The following is a 19,359-nucleotide window of genomic DNA, read 5'->3' as shown; positions in this document are numbered from 1 at the left end:
TGATGTGGTGATCTCTATGTGGTGTGTGTGATCACGGCATCGGAATCATCCTGGATAGCCCCGACCCATCGAAGCATCCAAAGGTGACACTCGTGAGTATCCATACGACGCATCGCGCTCTGCTGAGCCGTCTGCTGCCTGACGACAAACTGGGCGACCTTGCAGTACGTCAGGGGCAATTCCACACAGTGGTCATTGGCTCAGACCGCGTCGTGTGCCTGCCTCGCACCCGGGCAGCGGCCGCCCGGTTGCCTGAGCGTGTGGCCGCACTACACGCACTCGCCGGCCTCGACCTCGGAATCCGCACACCTGAGCCCCTGCGCCAGGGCGGCGCCCCCGGCACCGATGAGGCGCCGTTCCTGGTACTCAGCCGCATTCCCGGGGAACCGCTGGAGACCGACGCACTCAACGATTCCCAAGTGGTCGCCACCGCGGCGGCGCAGTACGCCACGCTGCTGTCCGGTCTGGCCCGTGCCGGCACCGACGAGACGGTACGAGCAGTACTCCCTCAGGCAGCCGAAGGCCGGTGGCGGCGGTTCGCGGAGAACGTGCGCGGGGAGCTGTTCCCGCTCATGTCCGACAACGGGCGCCTCCGGGCCGAGCGGGAACTCGCAGCCCTCGACGCCCTTCCCCACGTCACCCGAGCAGTGGTGCATGGCGACCTCGGTGCCGAAAATGTCCTGTGGGAGTGGAGACACGGCCTGCCGCATCTCTCCGGAGTACTCGATTGGGACGATGTCACACTCAGCGACCCTGCCGAGGACCTCGCAGCCATCGGTGCCGGCAACGGCCGTGAGCTCCTGGAGCGGGTGCTCGCCCTGGGCAGCTGGTCAAACCACGGACTCCTTACCCGCATCGCCGCGATCCGCGGCACATTCGCCCTGCAGCAAGCCCTCTGCGCAATCCGCGACGGCGACGAAGAAGAACTCGCAGACGGCCTGGCCGACTACCGCTGAGGCACACCAGCACGTCCGCTTCATCGAGCACTTCCTATCAAGAGCAACCGGCGAACCCATTCGGTCACAGCACCAGGAGTTGTGTTCGCGCCCGCGTCGAGCACAGCTTGGGTGCGGCCTCTTTCCTACGGTTCAGCGCTTCGTCCGCCTGGCGTTTCCGTTCCGTCCGGCGCGCATCACGGGAAGGAACGTGCCCTCGTGGACTCTGGCTACAGAGCGGAATGGCCGGAGAGCAACGGGTGCGCGTCCAGGGGCACGGCAGCCGGCGCGGTCCGCCCGTCGGCAGCGGGGAGGAACGCCACGGAGCGAAGCGACACCCGTACGTAACGATGCCGCCGGCACACTCGCGGTCCGATACTGGAAGCACCGGGTCCGGGCACGTCCGAGGCCTCCCGGAACGCAGCTGACAACCCATCCGAAGAGTCGGCAGGACACCGGCATCCGCCCTGTCGGACGCCTTCCCCGGCCGCCCGGCGACCGACAAGATCAATAGCCATGCATCACCGGAGCCTGGCCTGGGAAAACGCCGGTCAGCGATCCGATTGCCCAGCTCCCCAGGAGGTACCCATGAAGATGCTGATCAACGTCGCCGAAACCGTGGTCACGGACGCGCTGCGCGGGATGGCCGCGGCGCACCCCGAGCTGGTGGTGGATGCCGAGAACCGGGTGATCGTGCGGCGGGACGCGCCGGTGGCGGAGAAGGTGGCGCTGGTGTCCGGGGGTGGCAGCGGGCATGAGCCGCTGCACGGGGGGTTCGTCGGGCCCGGCATGCTGGACGCCGCCTGTCCGGGCGAGGTCTTCACCTCGCCGGTGCCGGATCAGATGGTGCGGGCCGCGGCGGCCGTGGACAGTGGCCATGGCGTGCTGTTCCTCGTGAAGAACTACACCGGGGACGTACTCAACTTCCAGATGGCGGAGGAGCTGGCGGAGGACGAGGGGGTGCAGGTGGCCAGCGTGCTCATCGATGACGATGTCGCGGTGACCGACTCGACGTTCACGGCGGGGCGGCGCGGCACCGGGGCGACGCTCTTCGTGGAGAAGATCGCCGGTGCCGCGGCCGAGGAGGGCATGCCGCTGGAGCGGGTGGAGGCGCTGGCCCGGCAGGTCGTGGCATCGTCGCGCAGCTTCGGGGTGGCGCTGAGCGCCTGTACGACCCCGGCGAAGGGCAGCCCGACGTTCGATCTCCCGGCCGGGGAGCTGGAGTTGGGGGTCGGGATCCACGGCGAGCCGGGGCGGGAACGCCGCGCGATGATGACCTCGCACGAGATCGCGGACTTCGCGGTGGAGGCGATCCTGGAGGACCTGGATCCGAGGCTGCCGGTGCTGGTGCTGGTCAACGGCATGGGGGCGACACCTCTGCTGGAGCTGTACGGATTCAACGCGGAGGTCCGCCGGGTGCTCGACGAGCGGGGCGTGGCGGTGGCCCGTACGCTCGTCGGGAACTATGTGACGTCGCTGGACATGGCGGGGTGCTCGGTGACGCTGTGCCAGGTCGACGGGGAGCTGTTGCGGCTGTGGGACGCGCCGGTGCAGACGGCGGGGCTCCGCTGGGGCCGGTGAGCGGGCCTCCGTACCCGTATCCGCAGTGCTTTCTTGCTCAGTGCCTGAACAACCAAGGAGAGTGGTCCGTGTCCGAAACGGTGCTGGATGCCGCGTTCTTTGTACGCTGGATGACGGCGGCGGCCGCCGTCATCGACCGGGAGGCAGACCGGCTCACCGAGCTGGACTCCCCCATCGGTGACGCCGACCACGGAAGGAACATGCAGCGCGGCTTTGCGGCCGTGGTCAAGGTGCTGGAGGCGGAGCCGCCGGCGGCGCCCGGTGCCGTGCTGATCGCCGCCGGACGGCAGTTGATCTCCAGTGTGGGCGGGGCGTCCGGTCCGCTCTACGGGACGCTGCTGCGGCGGGCCGGCAAGGCGCTGGGCGAGGCGCCGCAGGTCTCGGCGAAGGAGCTGCGCTCGGCGCTGGCCGCCGGGGTGGCCGCGGTGGGGCAGCTCGGCGGCGCGGCGCCGGGTGACAAGACGATGCTCGACGCGCTGACGCCGGGCGTCGAGGCGCTGACGGCCTCCTTCGACGCGGCGGCCACGGCCGCCGGGGAGGGCGCGCTGGCGACCGTACCGCTGCAGGCCAGAAAGGGCCGGGCGAGCTACCTGGGGGAACGCAGCATCGGGCACCAGGATCCGGGGGCGACGTCCTCGGCGCTGCTGTTCGCGGCGCTCGCGGAGGTGGCGAAGTGAGCGCGCAGACGGCGGGCGGTACGGCCGGCGGCGAGAGCGCGCCGGTCGGGGTGGTACTGGTCTCGCACAGCGGGCCGGTCGCGGAGTCGGTGGCGACACTGGCGGTGGGGCTGGCCGGGGGCGGTGACACGGTGCCGGTGGCCGCCGCGGGCGGTACCCCGGACGGCGGTCTCGGTACGAGTGCTGAGCTGATCACCGAGGCGGCGCGGACGGTGGACCGTGGTGCGGGTGTGGCGATCCTGGTCGACCTGGGCAGTGCCGTACTGACCGTCAAGGCGCTGATCGCCGAGGGGGACGAACTCCCCGAGGGGGCACGGCTGGTGGACGCGCCGTTCGTGGAGGGTGCGGTGGCCGCCGTGGTCACCGCGGCGGCCGGGGCGGATCTGGACGCGGTCGCCGCGGCGGCCGGGGAGGCGTACGGCTACCGCAAGGAGTGAGGGACGCCGCGCGAGAGGCCGCCGGCCCCGCTCAGGGTTTGCGGGCGACGCCCGCGTAACAGGCGGCCTCCGCGTCGGTGACATGGGTGGCGTCCTCGGGACGGTCGGGGCGCCACTGGTGGGAGAGTGTGACGCCCGGTTCCAGCAGCTCCCAGCCGTCGAAGAAGCGCAGGATCTCGGCGCGGGAGCGGAACTGGAGCCGGGTGCCCGCATCGCCGTAGATCTTGATGATCTTCTGCATCGCCCCGGGGCTGAAGTCCGGTGTCGCATGGCTCAACGCCAGGGCGCTGCCGCTGGGCAGCGCGGCCTTGAGGGTCTCGACGATGGTGTGGGCGCGGTCCTGGCCGTCGTCGGGAACGAAGTGCATCAGGGCGTTCAGGCTGAGCGCGACCGGGCGGGTCAGATCGAGGGTGTCGAGGAACTGTGGCGCGGTGAGGATGCCCTCCGGGTCATTGACGTCGGCCTGGACGTATGCCGTGCGGCCCTCGGCGGTGCCGATCAGCAGGGCCGCGGCGTGCGCGAGGACGATCGGGTCGTTGTCGGTGTAGACCACCCGGGCGTCGGGCGCGACGCCCTGGGCGATGTCGTGGAGGTTCGGCGGGGTGGGGATACCGGTGCCGATGTCGAGGAACTGCCGCAGACCGGAGGCGGCGAGGACGCGGGTGGCGCGGTGCATGAATTCGCGGTTGATGCGGGCGGCGACCAGCGCGGCGGGGAAGACGCCCAGCACACTCCCGGCGGCCATCCGGTCGGCCAGGAAGTTGGTCTTGCCGCCCAGGAAATAGTCATAGATCCGGGACGAGTGGGCCCGGTCCAGCCGTAGGTCCACCACGGAATCGTGCTCGCTCATCGTGCGCTGCCTCCCCAATCCGGCATCCCGCCCGGCGCCTCCCCCGCGCACCATGATGCCCGTTCCATGAACCGCGCGCGCCCGGACAGCACATCAAACGCCGTCGCACGCCCGGCCGTTGGAGTGCGGCGCCCCGTATGTCCCGGGTCGTGCCGGAGCGCACCCGACGAGGTCCATGGCGGGCCGCGCCGTGCCACCGTCATGGGCGGCCACATGCCACTGTCATGCGTAGTCATATGAATACGCAGCGGCAGATTTTTACCCTACCCATGCCACAAATGGGCTCGCTATCCGGTTCATTGGAAGGTGAGGGCAACCGCCCTCCCGCTGCCGGTGGCCCCTCGGCGCCCGGCTCGGTGCACGGCAAACGGAACGAGGACGGCTCGTGAGTGCAGACCGGGACCGACCGCTGCCGGCGTGCGCTCCGGCGCATGTCCGTACCGCGGAGTTAGCCCCACTTCCCCGCTGTTCGCTCCCGGGCTCCGCGCCGGCCCCGTTCGACCACCGACTGTCGATCACCTTCGAAGCGTTCCTGGCCACACATGCGCGGAAGTGGCTGACCTACGCCTATCTGCACACGGGCAGCGAGGCCGCGGCCCGTGAGGTCACCCGGGCGGCGTACGGGCAGCTCGGCCGGCTGTGGCCGCATGCGCTACGGCAGGCGTCGGTGGAGGCGTACGCCTGGTCGGTCCTCAAGGAACGTGTCGTGGAGTGGCTGTACGACCACCACCAGCCCACCGCGCTCACCGAAACCGCCGCCTTCGCCGTCGTCACCCAGGCCCTGCTGCGTGAGTGTCAGCAGCAATTCGCCATGCTGGAGAGCCAGTTGGGGCTGTATGCGGCCATCGCCCGGCTGCCGGAGCGGCAGTGCGATGTGATCGTGCTGCGTCATGTCATCGGGTACAGCGACGCACAGATCGGCTCGCTGCTCGGCGTCGACGAAGTCACCGTCCGCTCCTACGCGAGCCGCGGCAAACGGAAGCTCGCCGCCGCGCTCGGCATCGACCAGGGAAACGCAAGGGGGAACTGACCATGTGGCACACCCGTCCCGCCGACCGCCGGGAGACCGTCGAGACGCTGCTCAGCGCGGCCGCGGCGGTGTCCGGAATCGATGACCTGGCCGGATTCTGCGACCTCGATGACGCGGGGGCGCTCAGCGGCCTCGGCGCGGCGCTGCGCGCGGGGTCCGGGGCCGCGGGCGGTCCGCCGACGACGGCGCGGCCGCTCCGGGCCGACCAGGGCGCGCCCAGCACCTATCCCAGCGCCCGGGACGAGGCCACCCATGAGCTCCAGCTGGCGTGCGCGCTGGTCGTCAATGCCGCGGCGGCCGCGGCGAGCCTGGAACGGCTGGTCGACGACCATCACATCGACCCCGAGGGCGCGCTGGTCTTCGCCTGTCTGCTGCACATCACCGGGCGCACCGACGCGGCGCACTTCTGGTGGCACTTCGGCGCCGGCGCCGGCAGCCGGACGGCCGCCTACTGCCTGTATCTGTCCCACCGCCGTGACGGCGAGTACCGCGACGCCGCCTACTGGCGCGAGCAGGCCGCCCACGCGCCGGACGAGGACCGCCGCTCGGTGGCCGCGTTCGACGAGAAGCAGCTGCTGCCGGACGCGGCCCGGCACAACCTCCTCGTCCAGTGGCACAGCGGGCTCGCGCCGACCCTGCCGACCGCGCTGGAGAATGTGATCAACCGCCTCGTCGTGGACGGCGACGACGAGGATTTCGGCGCGATCCCCCGCCCCTCGCCCACGCTCGTCCGGGACCTCGGCCGGGCCGAATAGCCTCCCGCCGCGCACCCCACGTCCACCTGCCCACCTGCCTCTTCGCCGGTTCATCACTCCCCTCCCCCGCCTGAATTGACGGGGTGTCACCCGGACCTTAGATTCGCAGAACGTCCGAGGTCCGTGGCTTGGCGCCGCCCGCCGCGCCCCGTGCCGTGCCCCGTGCCGTGCCCCGTCCTGGAGGTACCGGTGAGAGCCGCCCGTCCCGTCACACTGGCCACGCTGCTGTCCGTCGGCGCCGGCCTGCTGACCGCCCCCGCGGCACCCGCCGTCCCCCCGCACCGCGCCGCCGGCCGGCCGTCCCTGTTCGAGTCCACCGATCTGGCGGTGTCCGGTCAGGGGGCGCACACCTATCGCATCCCGGCGCTGGCCACGCTGCCGGACGGCACCCTCGTCGCGGCCTACGACCGGCGCAACGACAGCGCGGCGGATCTGCCGGGCAATGTGGATGTGATGGTGCGCCGCAGCACCGATCAGGGGCGCACCTGGAGCGCCGCGCAGGCGGCCGTGGACTACGACGGCGGGGTGGGCGCGGGCGATCCGAGCCTGCTCGTCGACCGCACGACCGGCCGGGTCTTCCTCTTCCACGCCTACGCGCCCAAGGGGGTCGGCTTCGGCAGCGCGGGCACGGGCAACGCCCACGACAGCACCACCGTGCTGCACACCGATTACCGCTACTCCGACGACGACGGCCGCAGCTGGCGCAGCCGGCGGATCACCCATGACCTCAAGGACCCCTCCTGGCGCGGCATCTTCGCCTCGTCCGGCACCGGCAACCAGCTCGCCGGCGGACGCCTGCTGCAGCAGTACGCGTTCCGCAAGGCCGACGGCAGCATGTGGGCGGCCAGCGCGTACAGCGACGACCATGGCGCGAGCTGGCGCATGGGGACGCCGGTGGGGCCGCTGATGGACGAGAACAAGACCGTCGAGCTGGCCGATGGCCGCGTCATGCTCAACAGCCGCACCAGCAGCACCACCCGGCGGCTGGTCGCACACTCACGGGACGGCGGGCTGACGTACGGCGTCCCGGTCGCGGACGACGAGCTGATCGATCCGGCCAACAATGCCTCGATCCTGCGCTACGACCCGACGGCACCGCCGCACCGGGCGCGGGCGCACTGGCTGCTGTTCAGCAATACGGCGAGCACCGGCGCCCGCGAGAACCTCACGGTGCGGGCGTCCTGCGACGACGGCCAGAGCTGGCCCATCGCCCGGTCCGTCGCACCGGGTCCGGCGGCCTACTCGACGCTGACCCGGTTGAAGGACAGGACCTTCGGACTGCTCTACGAATCCGGACCGTACCGGAAGATCACTTTTGCCCGGTTCGATGACGCCTGGCTGGGCGTGAACTGTCCGGCCGGCTGACCGCAGGCCTCAGGGCGCAGGCCTCAGGCCTCAGGCCTCAGGAGTCATCCTTTTCCTCGGACTTCCCCCCGGCCTTTTCCTCGGCCTTTGCCTCGGACGGGTCCTCCACCGAGGGCGGCCACGCCGGGCGGCTGGCGTCGGGGACCGCGGTCAGCGCATGGCCGACGGTGGGGTAGCAGGAGAAGACGCCGAGGGACTGGGTGCCGATCAGCAGCCGCAGCATGCGTACGCCGAGCGAGGCCAGCAGGAGCCTGCCCTCCAGGCGCCGGCAGAGCCATTCCAGGGCGAGCAGGCAGCTCAGCCCCCGTGAGTCACAGAAGCGCAGCGCGGTCAGATCGAGCACCAGAAAGCGGTGGCCGGCCGACACCACCGACCGTGCCTCGGCGAGAAAGGCCTGCTCCGTGCGGAGGTCCAGCTCTCCGCTCACCCGCAGCACCGCGCACTCTTCCGCCTGCACGATCGCAGTGACCGCCAACGACCGCATCTCCGAGCTCATGCCGTCCAGACTAAGCGCCGCCGCCGACTGCACCACCGCGGTGTCCCGCCGGGGCGCAACGGGCCGCCCCGGACACCGCCCCGGCCCGCCGCGTCCGTACGGGCCCTCCCCACGTGCCGTACGGGCACCCGTTCGTGCATACGGCCAAGCTGACAGCGCCCTGAAGCGGGCAGAAACGGTCAGGTTTTTTGCTGTTACGGGCAGCCTTTCGCGCCGCCCCGGTTGCTATAAACCTGATGCGGGCGGAAACGGGCAGCCCCGTGACCGAACGCAGACCGGAAACACCCAGAAGTCGGCAGGAGTGCGCCATGAGGGCCGAGGAACGCCAACATCGCATCCTCGCGCTCGCCCGGCAGTCCGGCCGGGTCGAGGTCGCCGAGGCCGCGTCGGAATTCGGGGTCGCCCGCGAGACCGTCCGGCGCGATCTGAGCGAGCTGGAGCGCCGGGGCCTGGTCCGGCGTACGCACGGCGCGGCGTATCCGGTCGAGAGCGCCGGGTTCGAGACCACGCTGGCCCGGCGGGAGACCCAGCAGGTGGACGAGAAGCGCAGGATCGCGGCGGCCGCCGCGGCGCTGGCCGGCGAGGCCGAGACGGTGTTCGTCGACGAGGGCTACACCCCTGAGCTGGTCGCCACGCTGCTGCCCACCGACCGGCCGCTGACCGTGCTCACCGCTTCGCTGCGGACCGCCTCGCTGGTCGCGGCGTCCGAATCGACCACCGTCCTGCTGGCCGGCGGCCGGGTCCGCTCCGGGACCCAGGCGACGGTGGGGTCCTGGGCCCGGGACATGCTCGCCCGCTTCGTGATCGACCTGGCGTTCCTGGGGGCGAACGGCGTCTCCCGGGAGCACGGCCTGACCACCCCGGATCCGGCGGTCGCCGAGGTGAAGGAGCAGGCCGTCCGCTCCTCGCGGCGGCGGGTGCTGGTCGGGGTGCACAGCAAGTTCGGCGCCAGCAGCTTCTGCCGGTTCGCCGAGGTACGTGACTTCGACACGATCGTCACCGACGCGGGGCTGTCCGCGCCGGAGGCGCATCGCTACTCGCTCCTGGGGCCGCAGGTGCTCCGGGTCTGACCGCGGCCGGGGCCGCCGGACGACCGGCCCCGCACCGCGGCACCACATCCCCCACAGCTGACCGCCGAAGGCCGGGCCCGCACCGCCGGCCGTCGGACGGCTCCCGGTCGTACCCGCGAAACGGCGCCGTACGCCCTGGAACCGCCGCTTGTGCGGCATTCGCCGGACATGCATGCCCCCTTGTCCCCAGAAAGGTACGAGCCGTGAGAGCACGATCCCCCGGACCAGGCCGCGGCGGCCGCTCCCTAGGGCTGACCGCCCTCGCCGTGGCCCTGACCCTGTCCACCGCCGGCTGTTACCGCGGCGCCGGCGACGCGGGCAACAGCGGCAGGAACACCATCAATGTCCTGATGGTCAACAATCCGCAGATGGTGGATCTGCAGCGGCTCACCGCCGAGCACTTCACCCAGGAGACCGGCATCAAGGTCAACTTCACCGTGCTGCCGGAGGACGATCTGCGCGACAAGATGAGCCAGGACTTCTCCAGCCAGGCCGGGCAGTACGACGTGGCGAGTGTCAGCAACTACGAGACGCCCATCTACGCCCGCAACGGCTGGCTGACCGAGCTGGGCACCCGTGCCGCCAAGGACCGCGCCTTCGACCAGGGCGACATCCTCGCCCCGGTCCGCTCCTCCCTCACCGCCGCCGACGGCAAGATCTATGCGGAGCCCTTCTACGGCGAGTCCTCGTTCCTGATGTACCGCAAGGACCTCCTCAAGGAAGCCGGGCTGACCATGCCCGCACGGCCCACCTGGCACCAAGTGGCCGCCCTGGCAGCCAAGTTGGACGGCTTCCGCAAGGGCATGAAGGGGATCTGTCTGCGCGGCCAGCCCGGCTGGGGCCAGCTGGCGGCCCCGCTGACCACCGTCGTCAACACCTTCGGCGGCACCTGGTTCACCAAGGACTGGCAGCCGAAGGTCGACAGCCCCGAGTTCACCCGGGCCACCCGGTTCTATGTCGATCTGGTCCGCAGGCACGGCGAGGCGGGCGCCCCGCAGGCCGGCTACACCGAGTGCCTCAACGACATGCAGCAGGGCAAGGTCGCCATGTGGTACGACGCGACGGCCGGGGCCGGTTCGCTGGAGAGCGCCGACTCCAAGGTCGCGGGCAAGGTCGGCTACGCACCGGCGCCGGTGGAGCGGACCCGTGACGCGGGCTGGCTCTACACCTGAGCGTGGGGCGTACAGAAGGCCAGTACGCACCAGGACGCGGCATGGAAGTTCATCCGCTGGGCTTCGGGCAAGGGCTATGAACGGCTGGTGGGCCGCGAGCTGGGCTGGTCGAGGGTGCCCGGTGGCAAGCGGGCCTCCCTCTACCGCGATCCGGCCTACGTCAAGGCGTCCGGGGCGTTCGCCGGACCGACCGAGCGGGCGATCAGCTCGGCCCGGCCGGGCGACCCCGGCGTACAGCAGCGCCCGGCCCCCGGCATCCAGTTCGTCGGCATCCCCGAGTTCGCCGACCTGGGCACCAAGGTCTCCCACGAGGTCAGTTCGGCCATCGCCGGGAAGCAGAGCGTGTCCGAGGCCCTCAGGAAGAGCCGGCGACCGGCGCAGGAGGTGTCCGATGCCTATACGGACCACTGAGCAGGCTCCCGGGGCCGAGGCGGTCGCCGTGCCCCGCGGCGGCAGCCCCGCGGCCCGCGCCCGCCGCACCGAGCGGGCGAAGAACTGGGCCCGCCGCGCCCCTCTTCTCCCCGCGCTGGTCTTCCTCGTCATCGTCACCCAACTCCCGTTCGTGGCGACCGTGGTGATCTCCTTCACCCGCTGGAACGCGCTGGCACCCGAGCACCGCGGCTTCGCCGCCCTCGACAACTACCGGGCCGTCTTCACCGATCCGGCGATGCGCGCCTCGGTGGGCACGACGGTGCTGCTGACCGTGACCGTGGTGCTGGTCAGCCTGCTGCTCGGGCTGGGTCTGGCGCTGCTCCTCGACCGTGGTTTCCGCGGCCGCGGGATCGTCCGCACCCTGCTCATCACGCCGTTCCTGGTCGTCCCGGTCGCCTCCGCACTGTTGTGGAAGCACGCGCTGTACAACGCCTCGTACGGGCTGCTCAACGGCTCACTGACGTGGATCTGGCGGCTGTTCGGCAGCGATGACCCGCCGCAGCCGGACTGGATGACCGACTCGCCGCTGGCCGCGGTGGAGGTGTCGCTGATCTGGCAGTGGACACCGTTCATGATGCTGATCCTGCTGGCCGGGCTACAGAGCCGGGCGACGGACGCCGTCGAGGCGGCCCGGATGGACGGCGCCTCCGCCTTCGACATCTTCCGCTATCTGACCCTGCCGCATCTGCGCCGCTACCTCGAACTGGCCGCGCTGCTGGGCACGGTGTACGTCGTGCAGAACTTCGACGCGGTGTTCACCATCACCTCCGGCGGACTCGGCACGGCCAACCTTCCGTACACCATCTACCAGACCTTCTACCAGGCCCATGACTACGGACGGGCGTCCGCGCAGGGCGTCGTCGTGGTGCTGTGTTCGCTGCTGGTGGCGACCTTCGCGCTGCGCACCGTCTCGTCCCTGCTGCGCGAGGAGGTCACCCGATGAACCGCGCCCCCCTGGCCCCGCGCCGCCCCGGCTCCCCCGCCGCACGGCGCCGGCGCCGCACCGGCAGCATGCTGGGCCTGGCGGCCTGGCTGTGCGGGATCGGCTTCTTCCTGCCCGTCGCCTGGATGGTGCTGACGTCCTTCCACAGCGAGACGGACGCGGCGACCAACCCGCCGAGCGTCGGCGCCGGGCTGAGTCTGCACGGCTACCGCGAGTTCTTCGGCGCGGGCAGCGGAGTCAGCCCCTGGCCGCCGCTGATCAACTCGCTGACCGCCTCCGTCGTCGCCACTGTGCTGGTGCTGCTGCTGGCGGTGCCCGCCGCCTACGCCCTCGCCATCAAGCCGGTACGCAAATGGAGCGATGTCCTCTTCTTCTTCCTGTCCACGAAGATGCTGCCGCTGGTGGCCGGGCTGCTGCCGATCTACCTCGTCGCGCAGAACACCGGGATGCTGGACAGCATCTGGCTGCTGGTCCTCCTCTACACCTCGATGAACCTGCCGATCGCGGTGTGGATGATGCGCTCGTTCCTCGCCGAGGTCCCGGTGGAGATGCTGGAGGCCGCGTCGATCGACGGCGCGGGGCTGACCACCACGCTGACCCGGATCGTGGCACCGGTCGCCATGCCGGGGATCGCGGCCACGGCCCTGATCTCCTTCATCTTCAGCTGGAACGAGCTGTTGTTCGCCCGGGTCCTGACGGGCATCGTGGCCGGTACCTCGCCGGTGTTCCTGACCGGACTCGTGACCAGCCAGGGCCTGTTCCTGGCCAAGGTGTGCGCCGCCGCCACCGTCATCTCCCTCCCGGTGATCGTCGCCGGATTCGCCGCCCAGGACAAACTCGTCCAGGGCCTGTCGCTTGGAGCCGTGAAATGAAAGCCGCAGTGATCAGCGCCCCCGGCACGGTCGAGGTCACCACCGTCGAGGACCCGGCGCCCGGCCCCCGCGAGGTCGTGGTCTCCGTCGCCGCCTGCGGGCTGTGCGGCACCGATCTGCACATCCTCCAGGGCGAGTTCGCCCCCACCCTGCCCGTCGTTCCGGGCCATGAGTTCGCCGGGACGGTCGTGGCGACCGGCAGCGCCGTCACCGAACTCGCCGAGGGCGACCGGGTGGCCGTCGACCCCTCGCTCTACTGCTTCGAGTGCCACTACTGCCGCATCGGCCGCAACAACCTCTGTGAGCGCTGGGCCGCCATCGGGGTGACCACGGCGGGCGGCGCCGCCGAGTTCGCCGTCGCCCCCGTCGGGAACTGCGTCAAGCTGCCCGATCACATCCGTACCGAGGACGCGGCCCTGATCGAGCCGCTGTCCTGCGCCGTGCGCGGCTACGACATCCTGCGCTCCCAGCAGTTGGGCACCCGGGTCCTCATCTACGGCTCGGGCACGATGGGCCTGATGATGCTCGAACTCGCCAAGCGCACCGGGGCGGCCGGGGTCGATGTCGTCGACATCAACCCGCAGCGGCTGGCCACCGCCCGCACCCTGGGCTGCAGCAGCGCGGCCGGTTCCGCCGACGAACTGGACCGCCCGCGCGGCTGGGACGTGGTCATCGACGCCACCGGCAACGAGCACGCCATCCAGGACGCCCTGGGGCGGGTCGGCAAGGGCGGCACCTACCTCCAGTTCGGCGTCGCCGACTACGCCGCCCGCGCCACCATCGAGCCCTACCGCATCTACAACCAGGAGATCACCATCACCGGCTCGATGGCCGTTCTGCACAGCTATGAACGCGCCGCGGAACTCTTCGCGGCGGGCGCCCTGGACCCGGAGGTCTTCATCAGCGACCGGCTCCCGCTGGACCACTATGCGGAGGCGCTGGGCCGCTTCCGGGCGGGCGAAGGCCGGAAGATCCTGGTACGGCCGTGAGCCGGGCCCGGGGCTGATCCGCAAGGCAGGCCCTGTGGCGGTCCGGCAGTGGGTGACTCGTCCCCGGCGCTCAGTTCGGCAGGCGTACGGGGGCGAGCTCACCGTGCAGCAGCGCCGTGCCGAGCGGGGTGAGGGCATGGATGACCGAGCCGCCGTCGCGCCGGCTGCGGGCCAGGTTGGCCTCCCGCAGCGCGCTCACATGCTCGCTGGCCGAGGGGGCGGAGACCCGTAAGCGGCGGGCCAGTTCACCCGTGGTAGCCGGCGCGTCGAGCGCGGCGAGGATACGGGCCCGGGTGCGGCCGAGGAGGGTGGACAGCGCCTGCGGATGACAGCTGCGGGTGGTGGCCGGTGCCCAGGCCGTGGAGTGTTCCACGGGGTAGACCAGGACCGGCGGCAGGCCGGGGTCGGCGAGGGCGATGGGCCGGCGCCAGCAGAAGTGCGAGGGGATCAGCCGCAGCCCCCGCCCGCCCAGCCGCAGATCGCGGTCCTGGGGATAGTCGACGTACAGCACCGGCGGCTCCCAACGGAGCGCGGGGCGGAGGCTGTTGAGCATCCCGTCGACGCCGCCCCGGCAGAGGGCGCGGGCGCGGGCGCCGCGGTCGGAGTCGACCGTGGCGGCCGCCTCCGTCCAGTCGGGGGCGATCACCGCGCGGTGCACCTCCTGGAGCGCGCGGGCCAGCTCGTCGAGCGGCTCCCGGCTCCCGGCGGCCAGCGCGGCGGTCCAGCGCGGGAGCCGGTCCGGCAGCGCGGCCCGCGCGGATTCCGCGGTCAGCCGGACCGGGGAGGTGTCCCGCAGCGCCGCCAGCCCGGCGGCCAGCCCGTCGCGGGACGCGTCGGGAGTGAGGAAGTCCGGGAAGTAGCGGGCCTCGGCCGGGGCCAGTGCGCTGATCAGCCGGGCGGCGCGGGTCAGTCCCCGGGCGTCCAGTTCGCGGCGGGCCCGGGCGCGCCAGGCGCCGTACACCGGTACCCCGCGCGCCGCCGGTGCGACATGGTGCAGGGCGAGCACCGTCTCCCACAGGGGATCGGGTGCGTCGGCTATCTGTACCCGCGCGATATCCCGGTCTTCGAAGTGAATACGCAACATGCGGCCCCCGCGGCATGCTCATGACCCCGTTGCCAGGGCCCCCGTTCGGGACCGGGTCGGACGGCCCCGCCGCCAGACTGCCGGTGCGAAACGGGGGTGTCCAGGGCGAGTTGTGGCGTGTGGCCTGCGCGGGTGGTGAAGCCGGGGAGTGCGCGGCGCCCGCGGTCAGTCCCCGGTCGCGAGCCGTTCCGCCAGCCGCTCCAGGAACACCCGCTGGCCCGCCACCAGCCGCGTTCGCGCCTCCTGCGGGCCGAACCAGGCCACCCGGTCGATCTCGGGGAACGTGCCGACCACCCCGGATCCGGGCGGCCACTCCCTCTCGAAGGTGCCGGGCACGACCCGCTCCGGATCGAGATCGCTCTCGACGGCCCAGACCGTCACCACCTTGCCGCTCGACTGGCGGGCCTCGCCCAGCGGGAGACAGCGCCCCTCGGGAGGCGGGATGCCCAGCTCCTCCTCGAACTCCCGCCGGGCCGCGTCCCAGGCTTCCTCCGGTGGTACGTACTCGCCCTTGGGCACGGACCACGCCCCCGCGTCCCGCCGTTCCCACAACGGCCCGCCCATGTGCGCCAGCAGCACCTCGACACCGTGCGCCGTGCCCCGGTACAGCAGCAGTCCGGCACTGCGTTTCCCGGCCATGGCGGCTACGACGCCCCGCCGTCGTGCGCGGTGAGCACGGTCTCGACGGTGTCCGCCTCGGCCGCCGTCTTGTCCTGCCGGTAGCGCACCACCCGTGCGAAGCGCAGGGTCACGCCCGCCGGGTAGCGCGAGGAGGTCTGCAGCCCGTCGTAGGCGATCTCGACGACGAGTTCCGGACGCACCGTCACGACATGGCCGTTGTCCGCCACCGCGAGTTCCTGCAGCCGCTCGGTCTGCCAGCCGAGGGTGGCGTCGGTGAGGCCCTTGAACGTCTTGCCCAGCATCACGAAGCCGCCGTCCGGTGCCCGCGCCCCGAGGTGGAGGTTGGACAGCTTCCCGGTGCGCCGGCCGTGTCCCCACTCCGCGGCCAGCACCACCAGGTCCAGGGTGTGCACGGGCTTGACCTTCAGCCAGGCGGCGCCGCGGCGGCCCGCGCTGTAGGGGGCGTCCAGTGCCTTGACCACGACGCCCTCATGGCCCCGGCGCAGGGTGTCGGCCCAGAACTCCTCGGCGGCCGCGCGGGCGGCGGCGTCGGCCGGGTCGCGGACCACCTGGCGGCGCACCCGCAGCGGCTCGGGGACCAGCCGGGCCAGCTCCGCATGCCGCTGCTCGCCGGGGAGTTCCAGCAGGTCGCGGCCGTCGACCGACAGTACGTCGAAGAAGACCGGGGACAGCGGCAGCGCGGCCCGCGCCGCGGAGACGTCCACCCGCGAGCCGAACCGTCCCGCGACCCGCTGGAACGGCACCGGCCGGCCCGCGCCGTCCAGGGCGATCACCTCGCCGTCGAGGATGAAGCGGGTGGCCGGCAGGTCCCGGGCGGCCGCGGTGACCTCGGGGAGCCGGTCGGTGACCTCGTCCAGGGTGCGGGTGTGGATGCGGACGTCCGGCCCGTCGCGGTGCACCTGGACGCGGATGCCGTCGAGCTTCTCCTCCACGGCACAGGCGCCGAGCCGGTCGACCGCCTCGGCCACCGACTTGGCGCTGTGCGCCAGCATCGGCCCGACGGGCCGGCCGACGGTGAGCCGGAACTCCGCGAGCGCCGGCGGCCCCTCGGCGAGCAGCGCCCGCGCCACGTCCGGCAGCGATCCCGCCAGCATCACGGCCCGCCGGACGTCCGCCGCGGGCACCCCGGTCGCGGCGGCGAGTCCTTCGGCCGCGATGGCGTCCAGCGCGCCCTGCCGCACCTCGCCGGTGAGCAGACCGGTCAGGAACCGCTGCTCCTCCGCCGTCGCCGCGGCCAGCAGCTCCCGGACGAGTGCGCGCCGCTCGGCCTGCGCCCCGGACCCGGAGACCCGGGCCAGGCCGGTCAGTGCCGTGTCCACGTCCCGTACGGTCAACGTGGCGCGGTCCGCGGCCGGCACCGGCTCGCGCAGCACGCTCCAGCCGATCCCGATCCGCCCCTGGGGCAGCCGTCCGGCGAGATACGGGATGACCACCGGCACGTCCTCCGGCGCCGCGGCCCGGAACAGCCCGGCCAGCAGCGCGATCTTCCGCGAACGCGCCGAGGTCGCGGCGACCTCCCCCGACACCTGTGCGAGATGCGCCAGCAGCATAGGGCCATGGTGCCCCCGCGGCGCCGTCCCCGCTTCCCCGGGCGGCGGGGGCCCGCGCCCGTCCCGGTGCCCCGTCTCACGGGGCGAGGTAGGAGTGGAAGAGGTTTTCCGGGTCCCACTGGGCCTTGATCTCCTGCAGGCGGTCCCAGGTGGCGGGGGCGTAGGAGCGCCGGGCCCGTGCGGGATCGGCCTCCAGGTCCGTCTCGGCGATGTAGTGGCAGCCGTCGCCCCCGGGGTCCGCGGCGGCCATGGCGTCCCGCAGCCAGCGCGCATTGTCCAGGTCCCCGGCCGGGTCGTCCCAGATCGCGTAACACACGAGGTAGGAGTTGCCGAGCGGGGCGAAAGCCATGTTCCGCAGCAGCGCGGGGTCCTGGGAGACCGGCTGCACGGGCGAGAGCACCAGGGACTTCCCGGAGGGGGCGTGGGCGACCGCCTCGGCGATCCGGGTCAGCTGGGTGGAGTAGCTCTCCGGTGACCACAGAGTGTCCGCCGCATACCGGTGTGCGGGCGGCCAGATCGCCGCCGCGCCCTCGTGCAGGGCGGCGAAGGACACCGGAGCGGGCGGCCGCCGGGTGACGGCGCAGGCGCCGAAGGGGCAGTCGGCGAACGGCTCCAGCGCCTGCCGGGCGTCCCGGTCCGTCGCGGTGAACGCGGTGGCGGCGACCGTGATCCGGGGTCCCCGCGGAATGCCGGCCGCCGGTGGACCGGAGGACGCGAGGACGAAGGCCGTTTCGACGTACGGCGGGAGGCGGCGCGCGAGCGGCTCCGCCCACTTCGTGACCCGGGTGACCTCGGCCAGCGGGAAGGTGAGGCCGGTCGTCATGATCGAGGCAGGGTGGGGGTGCAGGGCGAGGCGGAAGCCGGTGACGGCCGCGCAGAACCCCGGCCCGGCGCCCCGGGCGGCCCAGAAGAGATCGGGGTACTCGGTGTCGCTGCAGGTGACCGTCCGCCCTTCGGCGGTGACGGCCCGGATCTCCCGTACGTCGGCGCAGGAGGCGCCCCAGGCGCGGGAGTTCCAGCCGAGGCCGCCGCTGAGCAGAAATCCGCCGACCGCCACGGTGGGGCAGTGGCCGACGGGGAAGGCCAGGTCCTGCGGGGTGAGGGCCGCGACCAGGTCCTGACCGGTGGCGCCGGGCCCCACCGTGGCGGTCGCCGGGCCGGTGCCGTGCGCGGGTGTGCTGCCGCACTGCCGGAGCCCGGAGAGGTCGAGCAGCAGGCCCCCGTCGCGCAGTGGTGAGCCGGACCAGTTGTGCCCGCCGGAGCGCATCGAGACCCGCAGGCCCTGGGCGCGGGCACCGGTGAGGGCGTGCACCACGTCCGCTTCCGTGGCGGCCCGCACCAGGGCCTCGGGGAACCGCCGGGGCGTGACCTCGTTCCACACCGCGCCGGTCCGGGCGTCCTCGTAGCCGGGGTCACCCCGCCGGATCAGCGGGCCCTCGATGTCCGCCGCAACTGCCGTTGCCCGTGGGCGCATTGCGGCCTCCTCACCAGATCTGGCCAGTGATCATGCCGAAGACGCCGATGAACACCGCATAGCAGAACACCACCAGCGCCATCCCCAGCACCTGCACCCGGCGGGTGCGGACACGGGCGGGCACCAGCCAGAAGGCGAGCACCCTGTTCACCGTCGGCATCAGCAGCCAGGTCAGCGCGCTGACGCTCAGCACATTGGAGAGGAACAAGCCGATGTACTCCCGGACTTCGAGCTTCTCCAGTCCGTATCCCACGGTCAGGTTGAGCACCATCACCGTCGGATAGAGGGCCAGCAGAACGGTCATGGCCTGTTTCCAGTTGGGCGGCGCGCTCTGGTCCGTGCCGTGGTCGAACCGGAACCACCCGCTGAACGACGAACCGACCTTGCGCACGTCGTAGGAGGTGAAGTATTTGCTCCCCTCCTCCAACAGCTTCTTGCGTACGTCGGATTCGAGCCAGTCATCGAGGTGCGCACGCGAATCGAACCGGAAGACGACGACCCAGTTCTCCTGCACGCCCGCCACCGGCGCGAACAGTTCGGACCCCATGAAGCCCGGTGCCTTCTCCTGCTCCCTGAGCGTCTTCTCCTGCCAGTGCTGAAAGCCCGCTTCGCGGCCCGGCTTCACCTCGTGGGAGATCACGGCCGTGACCACCTCCGGAGCCGGCTGGGCGGGACTGCCGCCCTGGAGCACCTCCTGCGTCGGGGGGCCCTCGAAGAGTCCGTGCGCTTCGTGCAGCAACTCCTGCCGCCGGTCCGAATCCAGCCATGCGGTCAGATAATCCATGGCGGAAAAGCGGAATACGGCCACCCATTCATTGGCCTCACCGGCGCCGGGCGGATAAACCTCGGCACCCACAAAACCCTCGAATTCGCGGGCCGCCTCATTCGTTCTGTCCTGCCAGCGCTGGTACTCGCCGGCCCGGCCCTCGCGCACCTTCAGCGAGGTCACGACGGTGGCGTTGACGGCCGTGGAATCACGGCTTGCACGGGCACTCACATCGAGTA

Annotated in this window: 18 protein-coding genes and 1 pseudogene; 12 read left to right on the top strand and 7 right to left on the bottom strand. The window is 71.8% G+C overall.

The window, feature by feature from the left end; genetic code table 11:
- Positions 1-92: 92 nt before the first annotated feature.
- The 4 genes from vph to AB0C46_RS28335 all read left to right on the top strand — a co-directional run bounded on the left by vph (position 93) and on the right by AB0C46_RS28335 (position 3,630).
- Complete coding sequence (vph, locus tag AB0C46_RS28350) at positions 93-956, top strand: viomycin phosphotransferase (RefSeq protein ID WP_362831218.1); 864 nt, start codon at positions 93-95, stop codon at positions 954-956.
- A 567-nt stretch (positions 957-1,523) separates the two neighbouring features.
- The gene (gene dhaK, locus AB0C46_RS28345) at positions 1,524-2,516 is read left to right on the top strand and encodes a dihydroxyacetone kinase subunit DhaK (protein ID WP_362831217.1); all 993 of its coding nucleotides are present in this window, start codon (positions 1,524-1,526) and stop codon (positions 2,514-2,516) included.
- 80 nt (positions 2,517-2,596) lie between these two features.
- Entirely contained in the window at positions 2,597-3,193 is a 597-nt protein-coding gene (gene dhaL, locus AB0C46_RS28340; protein WP_362831309.1) for a dihydroxyacetone kinase subunit DhaL, read from the top strand.
- Positions 3,190-3,630: a PTS fructose transporter subunit IIA gene (locus AB0C46_RS28335; protein WP_362831215.1), complete on the top strand. Its 441-nt coding sequence runs from the start codon at positions 3,190-3,192 to the stop codon at positions 3,628-3,630. The genes dhaL and AB0C46_RS28335 overlap by 4 nt, the downstream gene beginning before the upstream one ends.
- 31 nt (positions 3,631-3,661) lie before the next feature.
- Here the strand turns inward: AB0C46_RS28335 and AB0C46_RS28330 are convergent, their stop codons facing one another.
- The gene (locus tag AB0C46_RS28330; protein WP_362831214.1) at positions 3,662-4,480 is read right to left on the bottom strand and encodes an SAM-dependent methyltransferase; all 819 of its coding nucleotides are present in this window, start codon (positions 4,478-4,480) and stop codon (positions 3,662-3,664) included.
- 385 nt (positions 4,481-4,865) lie between these two features.
- Here AB0C46_RS28330 and AB0C46_RS28325 point away from each other — a divergent pair, with 385 nt between their 5' ends.
- The 3 genes from AB0C46_RS28325 (at position 4,866) to AB0C46_RS28315 (ending at position 7,630) form a co-directional block, all read left to right on the top strand.
- Positions 4,866-5,510, top strand: a complete 645-nt coding sequence (locus tag AB0C46_RS28325) for a sigma factor-like helix-turn-helix DNA-binding protein (protein WP_362831213.1) — start codon at positions 4,866-4,868, stop codon at positions 5,508-5,510.
- Positions 5,511-5,512: 2 nt separating this feature from the next.
- Positions 5,513-6,265 (top strand): hypothetical protein, encoded by a 753-nt coding sequence (locus tag AB0C46_RS28320; RefSeq protein WP_362831211.1) that lies wholly within the window; start codon positions 5,513-5,515, stop codon positions 6,263-6,265.
- A 189-nt stretch (positions 6,266-6,454) separates the two neighbouring features.
- Positions 6,455-7,630 (top strand): sialidase family protein, encoded by a 1,176-nt coding sequence (locus tag AB0C46_RS28315; RefSeq protein ID WP_362831210.1) that lies wholly within the window; start codon positions 6,455-6,457, stop codon positions 7,628-7,630.
- Between the two features lie 37 nt (positions 7,631-7,667).
- On the opposite strand, the gene AB0C46_RS28310 is transcribed toward AB0C46_RS28315, so the two are convergent.
- Positions 7,668-8,126, bottom strand: a complete 459-nt coding sequence (locus AB0C46_RS28310) for an STAS domain-containing protein (RefSeq protein ID WP_362831208.1) — start codon at positions 8,124-8,126, stop codon at positions 7,668-7,670.
- Positions 8,127-8,434: 308 nt separating this feature from the next.
- On the opposite strand from AB0C46_RS28310, the gene AB0C46_RS28305 reads away from it, so the two are divergent.
- From AB0C46_RS28305 to AB0C46_RS28285, 5 genes and pseudogenes are all read left to right on the top strand, one after another.
- On the top strand, positions 8,435-9,196 hold the full coding sequence (locus tag AB0C46_RS28305; protein ID WP_362831207.1) for a DeoR/GlpR family DNA-binding transcription regulator: 762 nt from the start codon (positions 8,435-8,437) through the stop codon (positions 9,194-9,196).
- Positions 9,197-9,447: 251 nt separating this feature from the next.
- Positions 9,448-10,779, top strand: a pseudogene (locus AB0C46_RS28300) (sugar ABC transporter substrate-binding protein).
- Entirely contained in the window at positions 10,760-11,743 is a 984-nt protein-coding gene (locus AB0C46_RS28295; protein ID WP_362831206.1) for a sugar ABC transporter permease, read from the top strand. The pseudogene AB0C46_RS28300 and the gene AB0C46_RS28295 overlap by 20 nt, the downstream one beginning before the upstream one ends.
- Entirely contained in the window at positions 11,740-12,615 is an 876-nt protein-coding gene (locus AB0C46_RS28290) for a carbohydrate ABC transporter permease (protein ID WP_362831205.1), read from the top strand. Before AB0C46_RS28295 ends, AB0C46_RS28290 begins: the two co-directional genes overlap by 4 nt.
- The gene (locus AB0C46_RS28285) at positions 12,612-13,604 is read left to right on the top strand and encodes a zinc-dependent alcohol dehydrogenase family protein (RefSeq protein WP_362831204.1); all 993 of its coding nucleotides are present in this window, start codon (positions 12,612-12,614) and stop codon (positions 13,602-13,604) included. The genes AB0C46_RS28290 and AB0C46_RS28285 overlap by 4 nt, the downstream gene beginning before the upstream one ends.
- Positions 13,605-13,674: 70 nt before the next feature.
- On the opposite strand, the gene AB0C46_RS28280 is transcribed toward AB0C46_RS28285, so the two are convergent.
- The 5 genes from AB0C46_RS28280 to AB0C46_RS28260 all read right to left on the bottom strand — a co-directional run bounded on the left by AB0C46_RS28280 (position 13,675) and on the right by AB0C46_RS28260 (position 19,351).
- A complete protein-coding gene (locus AB0C46_RS28280) occupies positions 13,675-14,688 on the bottom strand; it encodes a winged helix-turn-helix domain-containing protein (protein ID WP_362831203.1) in 1,014 nt (337 codons plus the stop codon).
- Positions 14,689-14,853: 165 nt separating this feature from the next.
- Complete coding sequence (locus AB0C46_RS28275; RefSeq protein ID WP_362831202.1) at positions 14,854-15,327, bottom strand: NUDIX domain-containing protein; 474 nt, start codon at positions 15,325-15,327, stop codon at positions 14,854-14,856.
- Between the two features lie 5 nt (positions 15,328-15,332).
- Positions 15,333-16,880, bottom strand: a complete 1,548-nt coding sequence (locus tag AB0C46_RS28270; protein ID WP_362831201.1) for an ATP-dependent DNA ligase — start codon at positions 16,878-16,880, stop codon at positions 15,333-15,335.
- Between the two features lie 76 nt (positions 16,881-16,956).
- On the bottom strand, positions 16,957-18,354 hold the full coding sequence (locus tag AB0C46_RS28265) for an FAD-binding oxidoreductase (protein ID WP_362831200.1): 1,398 nt from the start codon (positions 18,352-18,354) through the stop codon (positions 16,957-16,959).
- Between the two features lie 10 nt (positions 18,355-18,364).
- Positions 18,365-19,351 (bottom strand): antibiotic biosynthesis monooxygenase, encoded by a 987-nt coding sequence (locus AB0C46_RS28260; protein WP_362831199.1) that lies wholly within the window; start codon positions 19,349-19,351, stop codon positions 18,365-18,367.
- Between the last annotated feature and the right edge of the window lie 8 nt (positions 19,352-19,359).

The sequence above is a fragment of the Streptomyces sp. NPDC048637 genome (assembly GCF_040650675.1).
Taxonomy (GTDB): Bacteria; Actinomycetota; Actinomycetes; order Streptomycetales; family Streptomycetaceae; genus Streptomyces.
This window is presented reverse-complemented; position numbering and strand designations above follow the sequence as displayed.

Bases quoted from the DNA above. Each gene is read 5' to 3' on its own strand.
- AB0C46_RS28330 (WP_362831214.1), bottom strand. From the start codon at position 4,480: ATGAGCGAGCACGATTCCGTGGTGGACCTACGGCTGGACCGGGCCCAC.
- AB0C46_RS28275 (WP_362831202.1), bottom strand. From the start codon at position 15,327: ATGGCCGGGAAACGCAGTGCCGGACTGCTGCTGTACCGGGGCACGGCG.
- AB0C46_RS28290 (WP_362831205.1), top strand. From the start codon at position 11,740: ATGAACCGCGCCCCCCTGGCCCCGCGCCGCCCCGGCTCCCCCGCCGCA.
- AB0C46_RS28310 (WP_362831208.1), bottom strand. From the start codon at position 8,126: ATGAGCTCGGAGATGCGGTCGTTGGCGGTCACTGCGATCGTGCAGGCG.
- AB0C46_RS28270 (WP_362831201.1), bottom strand. From the start codon at position 16,880: ATGCTGCTGGCGCATCTCGCACAGGTGTCGGGGGAGGTCGCCGCGACC.
- dhaK (WP_362831217.1), top strand. From the start codon at position 1,524: ATGAAGATGCTGATCAACGTCGCCGAAACCGTGGTCACGGACGCGCTG.
- AB0C46_RS28320 (WP_362831211.1), top strand. From the start codon at position 5,513: ATGTGGCACACCCGTCCCGCCGACCGCCGGGAGACCGTCGAGACGCTG.
- AB0C46_RS28285 (WP_362831204.1), top strand. From the start codon at position 12,612: ATGAAAGCCGCAGTGATCAGCGCCCCCGGCACGGTCGAGGTCACCACC.
- AB0C46_RS28295 (WP_362831206.1), top strand. From the start codon at position 10,760: ATGCCTATACGGACCACTGAGCAGGCTCCCGGGGCCGAGGCGGTCGCC.
- AB0C46_RS28265 (WP_362831200.1), bottom strand. From the start codon at position 18,354: ATGCGCCCACGGGCAACGGCAGTTGCGGCGGACATCGAGGGCCCGCTG.
- AB0C46_RS28305 (WP_362831207.1), top strand. From the start codon at position 8,435: ATGAGGGCCGAGGAACGCCAACATCGCATCCTCGCGCTCGCCCGGCAG.
- AB0C46_RS28280 (WP_362831203.1), bottom strand. From the start codon at position 14,688: ATGTTGCGTATTCACTTCGAAGACCGGGATATCGCGCGGGTACAGATA.